The following is a 13,720-nucleotide window of genomic DNA, read 5'->3' as shown; positions in this document are numbered from 1 at the left end:
CTTAGCTCTTGCGCTGATGGCGCGAGCGCAGGATGAACTTGTCGGTCGCCTTGTTGGACCGCGTCTTCTTGCCCTTGGTCGGCTTGCCCCAGGGCGAAACCGGATGGCGGCCACCCGAAGTGCGGCCTTCGCCGCCGCCGTGCGGATGGTCGACCGGGTTCATGGTCACGCCGCGATTGTGCGGGCGCTTGCCACGCCAAACCGTGCGACCGGCCTTGCCGTCATTGATGTTGCCGTGGTCCGGATTGGACACGGCGCCGACAGTGGCCATGCAGGAGCCGTGAACGACACGCTGCTCGCCCGAATTGAGGCGCAGGATCGCCATGCCCTGGTCACGACCGACCAGCTGACCGTAACCACCTGCCGAACGGGCGACCTGAGCGCCCTTGCCCGGCTTCAGCTCGATGTTGTGGACGATGGTGCCGACCGGCATCGAAGCCAGCGGCATCGCATTGCCCGGCTTCACATCTACCGATTCACCGGAGACGATCTTGTCGCCGGGAGCCAGACGCTGCGGAGCGATGATGTAGGACAGCTCGCCATCGTCATACTTGATCAGCGCGATGAAGGCGGTGCGGTTCGGATCGTATTCAATGCGCTCGACCGTGCCGACGACGTCGAACTTGCGGCGCTTGAAGTCGATGATGCGGTACGAACGCTTGTGACCACCGCCGATGAAGCGGGCGGTGATGCGACCGTGATTGTTGCGGCCGCCCGACTTGGTCAGGCCTTCGGTCAGACCCTTGACGGGCTTGCCCTTGTAAAGACCCGAGCGGTCGACGATGACCAGCTGACGGGTGCTGGGCGTTACCGGGTTGAATTTTTTCAGTGCCATTGTTCTGTCCTCGCGGCCTTGCTCAGAGACCCGTCGCGACGTCGATCGACTGACCATCGGCCAGCGTCACAACCGCCTTCTTGACGTCGCTCTGGCGGCCAACCGTGCCACGGAAGCGCTTGATCTTGCCCTTGCGGACAAGCGTGTTCACGGCCATCACCTTGACGCCGAACAGCGCTTCGACGGCGGCCTTGATTTCCGGCTTCGACGCCTTCTTGGCGACGTTGAAGACGACCTTGTTCTGCTCGGAGGCCATGGTCGACTTTTCGGTGATCGCCGGCGAGACGATCACGTCGTAATGACGAAGGTCGGTCATTTAAAACGCTCCTCGAGAGCCTCGACGGCGGCCTTCGAAAGGACCAGCGTGCCGCGGCGCAGAATGTCGTAGACGTTGATGCCCTGGATGGGCAGCACGTCGATGTTGGGGATGTTCGTCGCCGCCAGCTTGAAGTTCTTGTCAAGCTCGGCGCCGCCGATCAGCAAAGCGTTGGTCAGGCCCAGCGTCGCGAAATTCGCGATCAGCGCCTTCGTCTTGGCCTCGGTCAGCTTCAGCTCGTCGATGATGATGATCGACGCGCTCTTGGCCTTGGCCGAGAGAGCATGCTTGAGGCCGAGAGCACGAACCTTCTTCGGCAGTTCGTGCTCGTGGCTGCGAACGACCGGGCCGTGGGCCTTGCCGCCGCCGCGGAACTGCGGAGCGCGTGCCGAATGGTGACGGGCGCGGCCCGTACCCTTCTGCTTGTACATCTTGGCGCCGGTGCGCGCGATCTCGGCGCGACCCTTGGTCTTGTGCGTGCCCTGCTGCTTCTTGGCAAGCTGCCAGCGCACGACGCGCTGCAGGATGTCTTCGCGCGGATCAAGGCCGAAAATCTCGTCGGAGAGTTCCACCTTGCCGGCGTCCTTGCCGCCCAGCGTTGTGATCTTGAGATCCATTATTCCGCTCCCTCTGTGGCCGGAGCCTCGTTCTTGGCGCCACTTTCGGCAGCAACGGCGCGGATCGCGGCAGGCTTCGGCGCATTGGCCGGCAGTGCCACCTTGGCCGCATCGCGGACCAGGATCCAGGCGCCCTTCGATCCGGGAACCGCACCGCGGATCAGGATCAGGCCGCGGTCGGCGTCGGTCGATACGATCTCGACATTCTGCGTGGTGACGCGGGTGTCGCCCATGTGGCCAGCCATATGCTTGCCCTTGAACACCTTGCCCGGGTCCTGACGCTGGCCGGTCGAACCGTGCGTACGGTGCGAAACCGAGTTACCGTGCGTTGCACGGCCACCGCCCATGTGGTGGCGCTTGATGACGCCCTGAAAGCCCTTGCCGATCGTCGTGCCCGTCACATCGACCTTCTGGCCGGCGACGAAGTGCTCGACGGTGATCTCGGCGCCGACATCGATCATGTTGTCGGCGGAGACGCGGAACTCGGCGACCTTCGCCTTCGGCTCGACGGAAGCGGTCGCGAAATGGCCGCGCATCGCCTTCGACGTGTTCTTCACCTTGGCAAGGCCAACGCCGAGCTGAACGGCGGTGTAGCCATTCTTCTCTTGCGTGCGCTGGGCCACGACCTGGCAGTTCTCCATCAGGAGAACGGTGACGGGAACATGTTCCCCGGCATCGTTGTAGATGCGGGTCATTCCCACCTTCTTTGCAATCACACCTGAACGCATCGGTTCAATTCCTTTAGAGTTCCGGGCCAGGGGCACCGCCCCTTACCGCGCTCTCATTCCCTTAGAGCTTGATCTCGACGTCGACGCCGGCGGCCAGATCGAGCTTCATCAAAGCATCGACCGTCTGCGGGGTCGGATCGACGATGTCGAGCAGACGCTTGTGCGTGCGCATCTCGAACTGCTCGCGGCTCTTCTTGTCGACGTGAGGCGACCGGTTGACCGTGAACTTTTCGATCCGCGTCGGCAGCGGAATGGGGCCGCGGACGTTTGCGCCGGTACGCTTGGCCGTCGACACGATTTCCTTCGTCGAGGCGTCGAGCACGCGGTGGTCAAACGCCTTAAGGCGGATGCGGATATTCTGTCCGTTCATGCGTCACTTCCTTGTTCTGGCGCGGCGCGGGCAACTCCCGCGCCCGCGACAGATCGGTTTAAGTCCAAATTACTCTTTGATGGTGACGACGATGCCGGCACCGACGGTGCGGCCGCCTTCACGGATAGCGAAGCGCAGCTTCTCTTCCATGGCGATCGGCACGATCAGCTCGACATCGACCGTGATGTTGTCGCCCGGCATCACCATRTCGGTGCCTTCCGGCAGCGACACGATGCCGGTCACGTCSGTCGTGCGGAAGTAGAACTGCGGACGGTAGTTGGTGAAGAACGGCGTGTGACGGCCACCTTCGTCCTTGGTCAGGATGTAGGCTTCGGCCACGAACTTCTTGTGCGGCTTCACCGTYCCSGGCTTGGCCAGAACCTGGCCGCGCTCGACACCTTCACGATCAACGCCGCGCAGCAGCGCGCCGATGTTGTCGCCGGCCTGGCCCTGATCGAGCAGCTTGCGGAACATTTCCACGCCCGTGCAGGTCGTCTTGGTCGTCGGACGGATGCCGATYATCTCCAGCTCCTCGCCGACCTTGACCACGCCGCGCTCGACGCGGCCGGTCACGACCGTGCCYCGGCCCGAGATCGAGAACACGTCTTCGATCGGCATCAGGAACGGCTTGTCGAGCGGACGAACCGGCGTCGGGATGTAGGCATCGACCGCAGCCATCAGCTCGCGGATCGCGTCTTCACCGATCTTCTTGTCGGAATCTTCCAGSGCAGCCAGAGCCGAACCCTTGACGATCGGAATGTCGTCGCCGGGGAARTCGTTCTTGGTCAGAAGCTCGCGAACCTCGAGCTCGACCAGTTCGAGCAGCTCGGCGTCGTCGACCTGGTCGACCTTGTTGAGGAACACCACGATCGACGGCACGCCGACCTGACGSGCCAGCAGGATGTGCTCGCGGGTCTGCGGCATCGGGCCGTCGGCAGCCGACACGACCAGGATCGCGCCGTCCATCTGCGCGGCACCGGTGATCATGTTCTTCACATAGTCGGCGTGGCCGGGGCAGTCGACGTGAGCATAGTGGCGGTTGGCCGTCTCGTATTCGACATGCGCCGTCGAGATCGTGATGCCGCGCGCCTTTTCCTCAGGAGCAGCGTCGATCTGGTCGTAGCGCTTGTATTCGCCANTACTTGGTGATCGCCGCCGTCAGCGACGTCTTGCCATGGTCGACGTGGCCAATCGTGCCGATGTTCACGTGAGGCTTGTTACGCTCGAATTTACCTTTGGCCATAATCGTTCTCCGTCTATTCTACCCGCTAAGGGGAAATTGTTATTCGCTCTTCAGATCCGGCACCGCGCAAGGAGCGCGACCCGGTGGCTAAGAAACCCTTAGGCGTATTTCTTCTGGACTTCCTGAGCCACTGCGGTCGGAACCGGCTCATAGTGATCGAACTGCATGGTGTAGGCCGCACGGCCCTGGCTCATCGAGCGCAGGTTGTCGACATACTTGAACATGTTGGCGAGCGGCACCATCGCGTTGATGACGACGGCGACGCCGCGCGCTTCCTGGCCCTGGATCTGGCCACGACGACCGTTCAGATCGCCGATGACGCTGCCGACGTAATCTTCCGGCGTCACCACTTCGACCTTCATGATCGGCTCGAGCAGCTGCACGCCAAGCTTGGGTGCGGCTTCACGGAAGCAGGCGCGGCCGGCGATTTCGAAGGCCAGAACGCTGGAGTCGACATCGTGGTAAGCGCCGTCGATCAGCGTCGCCTTGACGCCGATCATCGGGAAGCCCGCGAACGGACCCGAGGTCATGACGCTGTTGATGCCCTTTTCGACACCGGGGATGTATTCCTTCGGCACGGCGCCGCCGACGATCTTGGTCTCGAACTCGAACTCGCTGCTGTCCGGGTTCGGCTCGAAGACGATCTTGACGCGAGCGAACTGACCGGTACCGCCGGTCTGCTTCTTGTGCGTGTAGTCCTGCTCGTGCCTGCGGGTGATCGTCTCGCGATAAGCCACCTGCGGTGCGCCGACATTGGCCTCGACCTTGAACTCGCGACGCATGCGGTCGACGATGATGTCCAGGTGAAGTTCGCCCATGCCGGAAATGATGGTCTGGCCGCTTTCCTCGTCGGTCTTGACACGGAAGGACGGATCCTCGGCGGCCAAGCGGTGAAGGGCGAGGCCCATCTTTTCCTGGTCGTTCTTGGTCTTCGGCTCGATGGCGATCTGGATGACCGGATCGGGGAATTCCATGCGCTCGAGAATGACCGGATGCAGCGGATCGCTCAGCGTGTCGCCGGTGGTCGTGTCCTTGAGACCGGCAAGAGCAACGATGTCGCCGGCAAAAGCCTCTTCGACATCGGCGCGCGAGTTCGCATGCATCTGCAGCATGCGGCCGATGCGCTCTTTCTTGCCCTTCACGGTGTTGTCGACCGAGATGCCCTTGGTGAGCCTGCCCGAATAGATGCGGGCAAAGGTCAGCGAACCGACGAACGGGTCGTTCATGATCTTGAAGGCGAGCATCGACAGAGGCTCGTTGTCGTCGGCGTGACGCTCGATCTCGGCGTCGGTCTTGGCATCGACACCCTTGATGGCGGGAACATCGGCCGGCGACGGCAGATATTCGACGACGGCGTCGAGCAGCGGCTGCACGCCCTTGTTCTTAAAGGCCGAGCCACAGAACATCGGGTAGAACTTGACCGCGATGGTGCCCTTGCGGATCAGCGCGCGGATCTCGTCATTCGACGGCATCTTGCCTTCGAGGTAATTTTCAAGCGCCGTCTCGTCCATTTCGACGGCGGCCTCGATCATCTTCTCGCGGTATTCTTCGGCACGAGCCTTGAGGTCGTCCGGGATCTCGACGACATCCCAGGCAGCGCCCAGCGTCTCGTCGCGCCAGACAAGCGCGTTCATCTCGACGAGGTCGACGACGCCCTTGAACTCGGTCTCGGCGCCGATCGGCAGCTGCATGACAACGGCATGCGCACCGAGGCGCGAACCGATCATCTCGACCGAGCGGTAGAAGTCGGCGCCGATCTTGTCCATCTTGTTGCAGAAGATCATGCGCGGAACGCGGTACTTGTCGGCCTGGCGCCAGACGGTCTCGGTCTGCGGCTCAACGCCGGCATTGGCATCGAGCAGCGCGATGGCGCCGTCGAGCACGCGCAGCGAACGCTCGACTTCGATGGTGAAGTCGACATGGCCGGGGGTGTCGATGATGTTGAAGCGGTGCATCTTGCCGTCACGAGCCTTCCAGAAGGTCGTGGTCGCGGCGGAGGTGATCGTGATGCCGCGCTCCTGCTCCTGCTCCATCCAATCCATGGTGGCAGCGCCGTCGTGGACTTCGCCGATCTTGTGCGACTTGCCCGTGTAGTAGAGGACGCGCTCGGTGGTCGTCGTCTTGCCGGCGTCAATATGCGCCATGATACCGAAATTGCGGTAGTCTTCGATTTTGTATTCGCGGGCCATCGTAACTGCCTCTCAGTCTCGTTCGCGCTTTACCAGCGGTAGTGCGCGAAAGCGCGGTTGGCTTCAGCCATCTTGTGGGTGTCTTCACGCTTCTTGACAGCCGTGCCGCGGTTGTTGGCCGCGTCCATCAGCTCGCCGGAGAGGCGGTCGACCATCGTGGTCTCGTTGCGATTGCGGGCCGCAGCGATCAGCCAGCGAATGGCCAATGCCTGGCGGCGCTCGGGGCGCACATCAACCGGAACCTGGTAGGTGGCGCCACCGACACGACGCGAACGCACTTCAACATGAGGCGCGACATTGTCGAGCGCCTGATGGAAGACGGTGACCGGCTCCTGCTTGGTCTTCGACTGAACCTGGTCGAGCGCGCCGTAGACGATGGTCTCGGCGACCGACTTCTTGCCGTCATACATGACGGCGTTCATGAACTTGGTGACGATCAGATCGCCGAACTTCGGGTCCGGATTGATCTCACGCTTTTCTGCACTGTGACGACGCGACATGGCTTTTGTCTCTCAATCTCATAACCCGACGCACCCAAGGAGCGCCAAGGCCGAAAAATCTTACTTCGGACGCCCCTTACTTCGGACGCTTGGCGCCGTACTTCGAACGGCGCTGCTTGCGGTTCTTCACACCCTGCGTGTCGAGCACGCCGCGGATGATGTGGTAGCGAACGCCCGGAAGATCCTTGACGCGGCCGCCGCGGATCATCACCACGGAGTGTTCCTGAAGGTTGTGGCCTTCGCCGGGGATGTACCCGATCACTTCAAAACCATTGGTCAGGCGGATCTTGGCCACCTTGCGCAGCGCCGAGTTCGGCTTCTTCGGCGTCGTTGTATAGACGCGCGTGCAGACGCCCCGCTTCTGCGGGTTCTGCTGCATGGCCGGGACCTTGTTGCGCTTCACCGGCGCAATGCGCGGCTTGCGGATCAGCTGGTTGACGGTAGGCATTAAACCCTCTTGTCTCTCAATTCCGTGTCTCGCCCGGTCAGGGCCGCTCAAAGCGTCATTTCCATACGCAAATTCGGGCCATAAACCGCGCCTCGCGGTCTTGCCCGAACAAAAGGCAGAGGAAGCGGAAGCCGCTTCGTGCACGCCGGAAATGTCTTTTCGCTCGTAAAACGAACCCTGTTTGAGGCAAACTCCAAAGCGTGTCGCTTCGGAAGGGAGAGCCTCACATCGGTTCTGACTGGGCGGCTTCTACTCGTAAGACCGCGGACCGTCAAGCCCGGAGCACTAAATATTGCGCGCCGACCAAGGCTTGGCAGCCATGCGAAAACCGCATGTAATTTTCTTTCGCATTTTTGCAAGAGCGAGGAAGAAAGTGACAAGCCTTCAGGCAAAGTGAATGGGTTTGCGCTGTTGCGCGGCCTTGCTTCATGCGAAAAGGCCGCATGAGCAGTCAAAACCCCCTCGCCCGCCCACCCGCTGCCNGAATCGGCCCGTGAACGACAATGAAGAACGCCCGGTCACCATCATCACCGGCCGGGTGTGGAAGAAAAAAGGCGGCAAACCGGAAGGCGTCCACGTCATGCTGGTGGCGCCAGACGACGATTCGGCGGTGCGCCGGGCACTCGAATCGCTTGCCGCCGAAGGGTACGCCGAGGCCGAACTCGACCAGATCGGCGACATGGACGGCATCCCCGACGAAGAGCCGCATATCTCCGCTTTCCAGGGCGCGCTCGAAGGCGAAGTGTCGATCGTCACCTTCGACGTGCCGATCTGAACCCGAACCCGGTCCAGCTTTCGAATCGACTGCCGAGACGAATCGGCGACCGAGGCCTTCCCAGCCGACAAAAATGTGCACTGCCGCCTCAAGGAAGGCCGAGCTAGGCTTCTCGGCTTCGGCTTGCCCGGGGCAAGTGTTCTGGTAAGAAACCATCACCATCATCAAACAGACGGAGCGGCCGTGTCCCAGCCCATCAAGATAGGCATCGTCGGCGTTGGCAAGATCGTCCGCGACCAGCATCTGCCGGCCCTGGCGAAAGACCAGGACTATCGCCTCATCGCGGCTGCCAGCCGTCACGGCAAGGTGGATGACATCCCGAATTTCCCTCACATCGAAGCCATGCTCGATGCGGTGCCCGAGCTCGAGGCCGTGTCGCTCTGCATGCCGCCGCAGTTCCGCTACGATGCGGCGCGCACCGCGCTGATGGCCAAGAAGCATGTCTTCCTGGAGAAGCCGCCTGGCGCCACGGTCAGCGAGGTCGAGGACCTCAAGATATTGGCCGCGCAGAACGGCGTCTCGCTGTTCGCCAGCTGGCACTCGCGCTATGCGCCGGCCGTAGAGGCCGCACGCGCCTTCCTCGACAAGGCCAAGATCAGGTCGGCCGCCATCAACTGGAAGGAAGACGTGCGGCGCTGGCACCCGAACCAGGAATGGATCTGGGCTCCCGGCGGTTTCGGCGTCTTCGATCCCGGCATCAACGCGCTGTCGATTGCCACCCATATCCTGCCGGCGATGTTCATCACCTCGGCGGTGCTGGATTTTCCCGAAAACCGCGCCTCCCCGGTTGCCGCGCGCGTCGCCTTCCGCACCTCGAACGGGTTGCCGGTGACGATGGACCTCGACTGGCTGCAGACAGGCCCGCAAAGCTGGGACATCCTGGCCGACACCGACAAGGGCGCGATGGTGCTGTCGGGCGGCGGTTCGAAGCTCGCCATCGACGGCAAGGTGGTTCATGACGAGCCGGAGGCCGAGTACCCGATGCTCTACAAGCGCTTCGCCGAGATCGTCCGCGCCGGCACCTCCGATGTCGATCTGGCGCCGCTGCAGCATGTCGCTGACGCCTTCATGCTCGGCAAGCGCAACGTGGTCGAGGCGTTCTTCGATTGACAATGGGCTGTGAAGAGCGACCTCGCTCCGATCCCCACTTCCCGGATCATTTTCGAAGGGCGCGCCGCCCCTCATTGTCCTGCCGGACATTTCTCCCCGTATAGTGACGGGGAGAAAGGGGCAATGGCGACGCCGGCGTTCGCCCTGCAAGGTCGCCGATTGGCGAAATCGTCAGCGACGGCGTCCTTCTCCCCGTCACTATACGGGGAGAAGATGCCGGCAGGCAGATGAGGGGCGGCGCCAGCCTGCAAAACAAGGCACCAGACGATGCTCCTCACTTCGCCACCGCCACAAAGTTCGGCTCCAACGCAATGAAAAAAGGCCGCCGGGTCGCCCCGACGGCCTTTTTTTGCCTGAGATTCCTGCCGCCGCGCTTACTGCGCGGCGGTTGTCATGTCGGCCAGCATCGGCTCGGCGACTTCCGCACCCGAGGCCTTGCGGCGCTCGTCGATGATCAGTTCGTCGCGCGAGGTGGCGATGCGCCGGATCTGGCTCATCGTGCCGCCGGTACCGGCCGGGATCAGCCGGCCGACGATGACGTTTTCCTTCAAGCCCTGCAGCATGTCGGTCTTGCCGGCAACCGCGGCCTCCGTCAGCACTCGCGTCGTCTCCTGGAAGGAGGCGGCCGAGATGAAGGACGGCGTCTGCAGCGATGCCTTGGTGATGCCGAGCAGCACCGGCAGGCCTTCGGCCGGCTTCTTGCCGTCCTCGACCAGACGCTCGTTGACCTCTTCCAGTTCGATCACGTCGACATGATCGCCTGGAATGTAGGTCGAGTCGCCCTGCACCGTGATCTCGACCTTCTGCAGCATCTGGCGAACGATCACCTCGATGTGCTTGTCGTTGATCGACACGCCCTGCAGACGATAGACTTCCTGGATCTCGTTGACGAGGTAGGAAGCAAGTGCCTCCACGCCCTTGATCGCCAGGATGTCGTGCGGCGCAGGATTGCCGTCGAGGATGTAGTCGCCCTTCTCGATGACGTCGCCGTCCTGGAGATGGAACGGCTTGCCCTTCGGGATCAGGTATTCGACCGGCTCAAGCGTCGAGTCATGCGGCTCGATGATGATGCGACGCTTGTTCTTGTAGTCGCGGCCGAAGCGGATCGTGCCGTCGATCTCGGCGATGATGGCGTGATCCTTCGGACGACGTGCCTCGAACAGCTCGGCAACACGCGGCAGACCGCCGGTGATGTCCTTGGTCTTGGCGCTTTCCATCGGAATACGCGCCAAAACGTCGCCGGGGCGAACCTGCGAACCCGGCTCGACCGAAAGAATGGCCTCGACCGAGAGCAGGAAGCGGGCGTCGCCGCCCTTCGACAGCTTGCCGACCTTGCCCTTGGCGTCCTGGATCGCAATCGCCGGCTTCAGGTCGTTGCCGCGTGGCGTCGAGCGCCAGTCGATGACCTCACGCTTGGTGATGCCGGTCGACTCGTCGGCTGTTTCCTGAACGGAAATGCCGTCGACCAGATCCTCGTACGACACCCTGCCCTCGATTTCGGTGAGGACCGGACGTGTGTAGGGATCCCACTCGGCGATACGCTGGCCGCGCTTCACCTTGTCACCATCGTCCACGAAGATGCGCGAACCATAGGTGAGGCGGTGCGAGGCGCGCTCCTTGCCGGCTTCGTCGAGGATCAGCACCGCCATGTTGCGGCCCATGACCATCTGCTGGCCGTCGGAGTTGCGCACCACGTTGCGGTTGCGGATCTCGACCTTGCCCTCATACGAGGCTTCAAGGAACGAGCTGTCCACCACCTGCGCGGTACCGCCCATGTGGAAGGTACGCATGGTGAGCTGCGTGCCCGGCTCGCCGATCGACTGCGCCGCGATGACGCCGACGGCTTCGCCCTGGTTGACCGGGGTGCCGCGGGCCAGATCGCGACCGTAGCAGACCGCGCAGACGCCAACCCTGACTTCGCAAGTCAGTGCCGAGCGGATGCGGACCGACTGGACGCCGGCCTTTTCGATCTGTTCCACGTCACGCTCGTCCATCAGCGTTCCGGCCTTGACCAGGATCTCGCCCGACACCGGATGGGTGATGTCGTCGAGCGACGTACGGCCCAGCACGCGCTGGCCGACCGAAGCGACGACCTGACCGGCATCGACGATCGGCTGCATGGTGAGGCCCTTGTCGGTGCCGCAGTCGACGGAGTTGACGATGCAATCCTGCGCCACGTCGACCAGACGACGGGTGAGGTAACCCGAGTTCGCCGTCTTCAAGGCGGTGTCGGCCAGACCCTTGCGGGCGCCGTGGGTCGAGTTGAAGTACTCGAGCACGGTCAGGCCTTCCTTGAAGTTCGAGATGATCGGCGTCTCGATGATTTCACCCGACGGCTTGGCCATGAGGCCGCGCATGCCGGCAAGCTGGCGCATCTGGGTGGGCGAGCCACGCGCACCGGAGTGCGACATCATGTAGATCGAGTTCATCGGCTTTTGACGGCCATTGTCCTCGAACTCGACCGCCTTGATGCGGGCCATCATTTCGTCGGCGACCTTTTCCGAGCACTTGGCCCAGGCGTCGACGACCTTGTTGTACTTCTCGCCCTGCGTGATCAGACCGTCATTGTACTGCTGCTCGTATTCCTTGGCCAAAGCCTCGGTGTCGGAGACCAGCTTGATCTTGGCATCCGGGATCAGCATGTCGTCCTTGCCGAAGGAAATGCCGGCACGGCAGGCATGGCTGAAGCCGAGCGCCATGATGCGATCGCAGAAAATGACCGTCTCCTTCTGACCGCAATGGCGGTAGACGGTGTCGATCATCTTGGAGATGTTCTTCTTGGTCATCTCCTGGTTGGCGGTCTCGTAAGGCACGTTGACGTTCTTCGGCAGAAGCTCGCCGATGATCATGCGGCCAGGCGTCGTGTCATGGATCTTCGACACGACCTTGCCTTCGGCGTCGACCGTACGGAAACGACCCTTGATCTTGGAGTGCAGCGTCACCGCCTTGGTCTCGAGCGCGTGCTGGAGTTCGCCCATGTCGGCAAACACCATGCCCTCGCCCGGCTCATTCTGGTTGACGATCGAGAGATAATAGAGACCCAGAACCATGTCCTGCGACGGCACGATGATCGGCGCGCCGGAAGCCGGGTGCAGGATGTTGTTGGTCGACATCATCAGCACGCGGGCTTCAAGCTGCGCTTCCAGCGACAGCGGCACGTGAACGGCCATCTGGTCGCCGTCGAAGTCGGCGTTGAAGGCCGTGCAGACCAGCGGGTGCAGCTGGATCGCCTTGCCTTCGATCAGGATCGGCTCGAACGCCTGGATGCCGAGACGGTGCAGCGTCGGCGCACGGTTCAGCAGCACCGGATGCTCGCGGATGACCTCGTCGAGGATATCCCAGACTTCCGGACGCTCCTTTTCGACCAGCTTCTTCGCCTGCTTGACGGTCGAGGAGTAACCCTTGGCGTCGAGACGGGCGTAGATGAAGGGCTTGAACAGTTCGAGCGCCATCTTCTTGGGCAGGCCGCACTGATGCAGCTTGAGCTCCGGACCGGTCACGATGACCGAGCGGCCGGAATAGTCGACGCGCTTGCCGAGCAGGTTCTGACGGAACCGGCCCTGCTTGCCCTTGAGCATGTCGGACAGCGACTTCAGCGGGCGCTTGTTAGCGCCGGTGATGACGCGGCCGCGACGGCCGTTGTCGAACAGCGCATCGACGGCTTCCTGCAGCATGCGCTTTTCATTGCGCACGATGATGCCCGGCGCCCGCAGTTCGATCAGCCGCTTCAGACGATTGTTGCGGTTGATGACGCGGCGATAGAGATCGTTCAGATCCGACGTGGCGAAGCGGCCGCCGTCCAGAGGAACCAGCGGACGCAGGTCCGGCGGGATCACCGGAACCACCTTCATGATCATCCATTCCGGGCGGTTGCCGGATTCCATGAAGTTCTCGACGACCTTGAGCCGCTTCAGATACTTCTTCTGCTTCAGCTCGGAGGTGGTCGAAGCCAGTTCCGAACGCAGGTCGCCGGCGATCTTCTCCAGGTCCATGCCGGCCAGGAGGTCATGAATGGCCTCGGCGCCGATCATGGCGGTGAAACTATCCTCGCCATACTCGTCGACGGCGATCATGTACTCTTCCTCGCTGAGCAGCTGGTGCTCCTTCAGCGCGGTGAGGCCAGGTTCGGTGACGATGTAGTTCTCAAAGTAGAGGACGCGCTCGATGTCCTTCAGGGTCATGTCGAGCAGCGTGCCGATGCGCGACGGCAGCGACTTCAGGAACCAGATATGGGCGACCGGTGCCGCCAGCTCGATATGGCCCATGCGCTCGCGGCGAACGCGCGACAGCGTGACTTCAACGCCGCACTTTTCGCAGATGACGCCCTTGTACTTCATGCGCTTGTACTTGCCGCACAGGCACTCATAGTCCTTGATCGGGCCAAAAATGCGCGCGCAGAACAGACCGTCACGCTCCGGCTTGAAGGTGCGGTAGTTGATGGTCTCCGGCTTCTTGATCTCGCCGAAAGACCAGGACAGAATCTTCTCAGGGCTGGCAAGCGATATCCGAATGGAATCGAACACCTGCGCAGGCGCCTGCGGATTGAAGAGATTCATGACCTCTTGGTTCATGCCGTTCTCCTTTTCGGG

General features: G+C 62.3%; 11 protein-coding genes and 1 pseudogene. 2 read left to right on the top strand and 10 right to left on the bottom strand.

The window, feature by feature from the left end; genetic code table 11:
• Position 1: 1 nt before the first annotated feature.
• The 9 genes and pseudogenes from rplB to rpsL all read right to left on the bottom strand — a co-directional run bounded on the left by rplB (position 2) and on the right by rpsL (position 7,246).
• Positions 2–835, bottom strand: coding sequence for a 50S ribosomal protein L2 (gene rplB, locus EJ079_RS24385; RefSeq protein WP_024505067.1), 834 nt, complete (start codon positions 833–835; stop codon positions 2–4).
• 22 nt (positions 836–857) lie between these two features.
• Positions 858–1,151, bottom strand: a complete 294-nt coding sequence (locus EJ079_RS24380) for a 50S ribosomal protein L23 (RefSeq protein WP_013531424.1) — start codon at positions 1,149–1,151, stop codon at positions 858–860.
• Entirely contained in the window at positions 1,148–1,768 is a 621-nt protein-coding gene (gene rplD, locus EJ079_RS24375; protein WP_013531423.1) for a 50S ribosomal protein L4, read from the bottom strand. The genes EJ079_RS24380 and rplD overlap by 4 nt, the downstream gene beginning before the upstream one ends.
• Entirely contained in the window at positions 1,768–2,496 is a 729-nt protein-coding gene (gene rplC, locus EJ079_RS24370; protein WP_013531422.1) for a 50S ribosomal protein L3, read from the bottom strand. Before rplC ends, rplD begins: the two co-directional genes overlap by 1 nt.
• Before the next feature lie 61 nt (positions 2,497–2,557).
• Positions 2,558–2,866, bottom strand: a complete 309-nt coding sequence (gene rpsJ, locus EJ079_RS24365; protein WP_010909272.1) for a 30S ribosomal protein S10 — start codon at positions 2,864–2,866, stop codon at positions 2,558–2,560.
• Positions 2,867–2,935: 69 nt separating this feature from the next.
• Positions 2,936–4,109, bottom strand: a pseudogene (gene tuf / locus EJ079_RS24360) (elongation factor Tu).
• Positions 4,110–4,207: 98 nt separating this feature from the next.
• On the bottom strand, positions 4,208–6,298 hold the full coding sequence (fusA, locus tag EJ079_RS24355; protein WP_027027748.1) for an elongation factor G: 2,091 nt from the start codon (positions 6,296–6,298) through the stop codon (positions 4,208–4,210).
• A 29-nt stretch (positions 6,299–6,327) separates the two neighbouring features.
• Positions 6,328–6,798, bottom strand: a complete 471-nt coding sequence (gene rpsG / locus EJ079_RS24350) for a 30S ribosomal protein S7 (protein ID WP_008875664.1) — start codon at positions 6,796–6,798, stop codon at positions 6,328–6,330.
• Positions 6,799–6,874: 76 nt separating this feature from the next.
• Positions 6,875–7,246, bottom strand: coding sequence for a 30S ribosomal protein S12 (gene rpsL / locus EJ079_RS24345; protein WP_006333356.1), 372 nt, complete (start codon positions 7,244–7,246; stop codon positions 6,875–6,877).
• Between the two features lie 493 nt (positions 7,247–7,739).
• On the opposite strand from rpsL, the gene EJ079_RS24340 reads away from it, so the two are divergent.
• Together EJ079_RS24340 and EJ079_RS24335 are read left to right on the top strand one after the other, a co-directional pair.
• Positions 7,740–8,021, top strand: coding sequence for a transcriptional regulator (locus EJ079_RS24340; RefSeq protein ID WP_013531420.1), 282 nt, complete (start codon positions 7,740–7,742; stop codon positions 8,019–8,021).
• A gap of 183 nt (positions 8,022–8,204) precedes the next feature.
• On the top strand, positions 8,205–9,131 hold the full coding sequence (locus tag EJ079_RS24335) for a Gfo/Idh/MocA family oxidoreductase (RefSeq protein ID WP_127810385.1): 927 nt from the start codon (positions 8,205–8,207) through the stop codon (positions 9,129–9,131).
• Between the two features lie 374 nt (positions 9,132–9,505).
• On the opposite strand, the gene rpoC is transcribed toward EJ079_RS24335, so the two are convergent.
• Positions 9,506–13,702: a DNA-directed RNA polymerase subunit beta' gene (gene rpoC / locus EJ079_RS24325; RefSeq protein ID WP_013531415.1), complete on the bottom strand. Its 4,197-nt coding sequence runs from the start codon at positions 13,700–13,702 to the stop codon at positions 9,506–9,508.
• Between the last annotated feature and the right edge of the window lie 18 nt (positions 13,703–13,720).

The sequence above is a fragment of the Mesorhizobium sp. M7A.F.Ce.TU.012.03.2.1 genome (assembly GCF_004006095.1).
Classification (GTDB): domain Bacteria; phylum Pseudomonadota; class Alphaproteobacteria; order Rhizobiales; family Rhizobiaceae; genus Mesorhizobium.
This window is presented reverse-complemented; position numbering and strand designations above follow the sequence as displayed.

Coding starts and splice junctions, on each gene's coding strand:
- rplB (WP_024505067.1), bottom strand. CDS start 835: ATGGCACTGAAAAAATTCAACCCGGTAACGCCCAGCACCCGTCAGCTG.
- rpsG (WP_008875664.1), bottom strand. CDS start 6,798: ATGTCGCGTCGTCACAGTGCAGAAAAGCGTGAGATCAATCCGGACCCG.
- rplD (WP_013531423.1), bottom strand. CDS start 1,768: ATGGATCTCAAGATCACAACGCTGGGCGGCAAGGACGCCGGCAAGGTG.
- fusA (WP_027027748.1), bottom strand. CDS start 6,298: ATGGCCCGCGAATACAAAATCGAAGACTACCGCAATTTCGGTATCATG.
- EJ079_RS24380 (WP_013531424.1), bottom strand. CDS start 1,151: ATGACCGACCTTCGTCATTACGACGTGATCGTCTCGCCGGCGATCACC.
- rpsL (WP_006333356.1), bottom strand. CDS start 7,246: ATGCCTACCGTCAACCAGCTGATCCGCAAGCCGCGCATTGCGCCGGTG.
- rplC (WP_013531422.1), bottom strand. CDS start 2,496: ATGCGTTCAGGTGTGATTGCAAAGAAGGTGGGAATGACCCGCATCTAC.
- rpsJ (WP_010909272.1), bottom strand. CDS start 2,866: ATGAACGGACAGAATATCCGCATCCGCCTTAAGGCGTTTGACCACCGC.
- rpoC (WP_013531415.1), bottom strand. CDS start 13,702: ATGAACCAAGAGGTCATGAATCTCTTCAATCCGCAGGCGCCTGCGCAG.